Origin of the sequence: Fibrobacter sp. UWB16, assembly GCF_900215325.1 — a bacterium.
GTDB lineage: Bacteria > Fibrobacterota > Fibrobacteria > Fibrobacterales > Fibrobacteraceae > Fibrobacter.
Map to the genome: position 1 here is coordinate 1 of NZ_OCMS01000008.1, position 5,117 is coordinate 5,117.

Below are 5,117 nucleotides of genomic sequence, written 5' to 3' on the forward strand. Positions count from 1 at the left end.
AAAAAAGAAAAAGCCCCGCCCGACGTGTTGCGTCAGGCGGGGCGTGAATCCAGCGGCGACCTACTCTCCCGGGCCCGGGGGCCAGGTACCATCGGCGATCTGAGGCTTAACTTCCGTGTTCGGGATGGGAACGGGTGTGACCCTCACTCGATAACCGCTGAAACAAACTCATGCATGGAACCTAAACTCTTTGCAATCACCAGAGCTCTGAAGCAAGGCGGGTCCGGGCTGCCCACGCGGGACAGTTGAACCAAATCGTTGAAAGAAAGGAAAAGCGTCTCACGGGCTATTAGTACCGCTCGGCTCAACGTGTCGCCACGCTTACACCTGCGGCCTATCGACGTCGTAGTCTCCGACGGCCCTTCAGGGGGTTGCCCCCGCGAGACCTGATCTTGGGAATGGCTTCACGCTTAGATGCCTTCAGCGTTTCTCCAATCCGGACATGGCTACCCGGCAATGCCGCTGGCGCGACAGCCGGTACACCGGAGGTCCGTCCGTCCCGGTCCTCTCGTACTAAGGACAGCTTCCCTCAAGTCTCGAACGCCCACACCGGATAGGGACCAAACTGTCTCACGACGTTTTGAACCCAGCTCGCGTGCCGCTTTAATTGGCGAACAGCCAAACCCTTGGGACCTTCTCCAGCCCCAGGATGCGACGAGCCGACATCGAGGTGCCAAACCTCCCCGTCGCTATGAACGCTTGGGGGAGATCAGCCTGTTATCCCCAGAGTACCTTTTATCCATTGAGCAACGGCCTTTCCACGCTGTACCGCGGGATCACTAAGCCCTACTTTCGTACCTGCTCGACGTGTCCGTCTCGCAGTCAAGCTCCCTTATGCCTTTGTGCTCTGCGCGCGATTGCCGACCGCGCTGAGGGAACCTTTGGATGCCTCCGTTACCTTTTGGGAGGCGACCGCCCCAGTCAAACTGACCATCAGACACGGTCCCTGTCCCGGATGACGGGACGAGGTTAGATCTCAAAACGGGCAAGGGTGGTATTTCAAGGACGGCTCCCCGACGACTGGCGTCGCCGGCTCGTAGCCTCCCACCTATCCTACACATGCCAGCCCTAAAACCAATGTCAAAATACAGTGAAGGTTCATGGGGTCTTTCCGTCCAGGTGCGGGTTGCCGGCATCTTCACCGGCACTGCAATTTCGCCGAGTCCCGGGAGGAGACAGTGCAGAAGTCGTTACACGATTCGTGCAGGTCGGAACTTACCCGACAAGGAATTTCGCTACCTTAGGACCGTTATAGTTACGGCCGCCGTTTACCGGGGCTTCGATTCAGGGCTTCGCTTGCGCTGACCCCTCCTGTTAACCTTCCGGCACCGGGCACGTGTCAGACCATATACGTCCACTTGCGTGTTAGCATGGCCCTGTGTTTTTGGTAAACAGTCGCTTCTGCCGTTTCCCTGCGACCTCCAGATGCTTCCCGCTGTTCACGGTCACAACCGGAGGCTCCCCTTATCCCGAAGTTACGGGGTTAATTTGCCGAGTTCCTTCTCCCGAGTTGTCTCGAGCACCTTAGGCTATTCGCCTCGTCCACCTGTGTCGGTTTACGGTACGGGCCTCCGTTCGCTCCCTTAGCGGTTTTTCCTGGCACGGTCCATCGCGGCGCCCCTTCCGGCCGAAGCCTTCCGGGGGTCCGGAGCCTGGGGCCTGTGCAGGGGGGATTTGCCGCCCCTGCGCCTCGCACTCCTTCAGCGGCATCCATCGGCCGCCCCGTGAATTCCCATGCGTCGCCGCGTCGGTCATGACGCTTATCGGAGGGTCCAGGAATGTTCACCTGGTTGTCATCGGCTACGCCTCTCGGCCTCGTCTTAGATCCCGACTGACCCCGGGAGGATTATCCTTGCCCGGGAACCCTTGGACTTACGGTGTGCGGGTTTTTCACCCGCATTTTCGCATACTCATGCCAGCATTCTCGTTTCCGGTGCCTCCAGCGGGCATCGCCACCCGCCTTCCCAGGCCTGCGGAACGCTCTCCTACCACTCCCGAAGGAGTCCACGACTTCGGTGACGTGCTTAGTCCCGATCATTTTTGGCGCGGAGCCGCTTGACCAGTGAGCTATTACGCTTTCTTTAAAGGATAGCTGCTTCTAAGCTAACCTCCTGGCTGTCTGTGCAGCTCCACATCCTTTCCCACTTGGCACGTACTTGGGGACGCTTAGTCGGTGGTCAGGGTTGTTTCCCTTTCGTCTACGGATCTTATCACTCGCAGGCTGTCTGCCATGCATCGCGTTCACGGTATTCGGAGTTTGATAGGGTTTGGTAAGCGGGTGTGCCCCCTAGTCCTGCCAGTGCTCTACCCCCGTGAAGCTAACATGACGCCATACCTAAATATGTTTCGGAGAGAACAAGCTATCGCCCAGTTTGATTGGCCTTTCACCCCTACCCACAGCTCATCCGAACACGTTTCAATGTATATCGGTTCAGCCCTCCACGGAATGTTACTTCCGCTTCAGCTTGGCCATGGGTAGATCACTAAGGCTTCGTGTCTGCCGTGTACGACTGGTCGCCCAGTTGAGACTCGCTTTCGCTTCGGCTCCGGACCTGAGGCCCTTAACCTTGCCGTACACGAGCAACTCGCTGGCTCATTAAACAAAAGGCACGCCGTCAGGAGGATGAATCCTCCCTCCGACAGAATGTATGCACGCGGTTTCAGGCGCTATTTCACTCCCCTCTCGGGGTGCTTTTCACCTTTCCCTCATGGTACTGTGCACTATCGGTCATCCGCTCGTATTTAGCCTTGGAGGGTGGTCCCCCCGTCTTCAGGCAGGATTTCACGTGTCCCGCCCTACTCTTCGACGGACGTCAGCTTCTCGATCGCTACAGGCCTGTCACCTGCTGTGGGGGGGCTTTCCATCCCGCTTCGCTCTCTGTCCACTGTACGCAACCCGTCTGGGCTCCTCCCGGTTCGCTCACCACTACTGCGGGAATCTCGGTTGATTTCTTTTCCTCCGGGTACTGAGATGTTTCAGTTCCCCGGGTTTGCCTCCGCTCGACTATGTATTCATCGAGAGGATACGCTTGCGCGTGGGTTTCCCCATTCGGATCCCCCATGGTCAAAGGCCCTTTGCGCCTCGCATGGGACTTTCGGGGCTTGGCCCGTCCTTCGTCGCCGGCGGATGCCTAGGCATCCCCCGCGTGCATTCCTTCGCTTAAATCCTAATTCCAGCGATTCAGCTCTGTTCTGCCGCATGAGCAGCTCGAATCCACCTCTTTATCTTGGTGCTTCAAGTCACTCTGTATGCTTGATTGCTTTGTTAGTTTCCATGCCGAAATTTCAATTTTCACATGTCCTCGCTGGGACGATGTTTTCTGCACCCGGTCGGTGCTTCCTGGAGCTAAGGAGACTCGAACTCCTAACATCCAGCTTGCAAAGCTGGCGCTCTACCAGTTGAGCTATAACCCCTGAAAGTGGGCCTGAATGGACTTGAACCATTGACCCCCGCCTTATCAGAGCGGTGCTCTAACCAGCTGAGCTACAGACCCGGGCTCTAAAAGAATCGGAGATGTACTTGGGTGACGACTTGTTGTCTCGAAAAACAGGCTGTTGGAACTTCTGTTCCAGATTTACTCCTTAAAGGAGGTAATCCAGCCGCACCTTCCGGTACGGCTACCTTGTTACGACTTAGCCCCAGTCAAAGGTCTTGCTTTAGGCGCTTGCACGACTTAGAGCACTCCCTTCTCCCATGGCTTGACGGGCGGTGTGTACAAGGCCCGGGAACGTATTCACCGTGGTGTGCTGACCCACGATTACTAGCGATTCCAGCTTCACGGAGTCGAGTTGCAGACTCCGATCCGAACTGAGGACGGCTTTGAGGATTGGCTCCGCCTCGCGGCGTTGCGACCCATTGTACCGACCATTGTAGCACGTGTGTAGCCCAGGATGTAAGGGCCATGAGGACTTGACGTCATCCACACCTTCCTCCGGGTTGTCCCCGGCAGTCTCTCCAGAGGGCCCCCTTGCGGGTGGCAACTGGAAACGTGGGTTGCGCTCGTTGCGGGACTTAACCCAACATCTCACGACACGAGCTGACGACAGCCATGCAGCACCTGTGCGGAACGTTGCATTGCTGCAAAACGGCGATCTCTCGCCGCGGCGTTCCCATGTCAAACCCTGGTAAGGTTCTGCGCGTTGCTTCGAATTAAACCACATGCTCCACCGCTTGTGCGGGCCCCCGTCAATTCCTTTGAGTTTCATACTTGCGTACGTACTCCCCAGGCGGCATACTTAACGCGTTGGCTACGGTACCCGGGGGAACCCCCGGACACCCAGTATGCATTGTTTACGGTGCGGACTACCAGGGTATCTAATCCTGTTTGCTACCCGCACTTTCGAGCCTCAGCGTCGATAAAGTCCCCAGCAGGCTGCCTTCGCCATCGGTGTTCTTCCTGATCTCTACGCATTCCACCGCTACACCAGGAATTCCGCCTGCCCCTGAACTATCCAAGAGATCCAGTTCGGACTGCAGAGCCGGGGTTGGGCCCCGGGATTGTACAATCCGCTTGAATCTCCGCCTACGCTCCCTTTACGCCCAGTAATTCCGAACAACGCTTGCACCCCTCGTATTACCGCGGCTGCTGGCACGAAGTTTGCCGGTGCTTCCTCTCAAGGTACATTCAATCCCGTCCGAAGGCGGGCCTTATTCCCTCATGACAGTGGTTTACACACCGAAATGCTTCTTCCCACACGTGGCGTTGCTGCATCAGGGTTTCCCCCATTGTGCAATATTCCCTACTGCTGCCTCCCGTAGGAGTCTGGGCCGTATCTCAGTCCCAATGTGGCCGATCACCCTCTCAGGCCGGCTACCGATCGTCGCCTTGGTGGGCCGTTGCCCCGCCAACTAGCTAATCGGACGCAAGCTCATCCCATACCGATAAATCTCTAGTCAACCCTCCATGCAGAGGGCCACTCTCCTGGACATTAACCGCGCGTTGGCACGGGTATTTCCTGATATGGGGCAGATTGCTTACGCGTTACTCACCCGTTCGCCGCTCGGCATTGCTGCCTCGCTCGACTTGCATGTATAAGACACGCCACCAGCGTTCGTTCTGAGCCAGGATCAAACTCTTCATTGATTTTCTAAATAGTCTGTCCTGTTTTTCGTAAAT

The 5,117-nt window shown here is 56.9% G+C and carries 2 tRNA genes and 3 rRNA genes; all 5 read right to left on the reverse strand.

Annotated elements, in window-relative coordinates:
• Positions 1 to 47: 47 nt before the first annotated feature.
• Positions 48 to 162, reverse strand: a 5S ribosomal RNA gene (gene rrf, locus CRN95_RS14540).
• 104 nt (positions 163 to 266) lie between these two features.
• Positions 267 to 3,168, reverse strand: a 23S ribosomal RNA gene (locus tag CRN95_RS14545).
• Between the two features lie 173 nt (positions 3,169 to 3,341).
• Positions 3,342 to 3,414: transfer RNA gene (locus CRN95_RS14550), tRNA-Ala, on the reverse strand.
• Positions 3,415 to 3,420: 6 nt separating this feature from the next.
• A tRNA-Ile gene (locus CRN95_RS14555) sits at positions 3,421 to 3,494 on the reverse strand.
• Positions 3,495 to 3,584: 90 nt separating this feature from the next.
• Positions 3,585 to 5,084, reverse strand: a 16S ribosomal RNA gene (locus tag CRN95_RS14560).
• Together the 16S, 23S and 5S rRNA genes with 2 tRNA genes alongside form the textbook arrangement of a ribosomal RNA operon.
• Between the last annotated feature and the right edge of the window lie 33 nt (positions 5,085 to 5,117).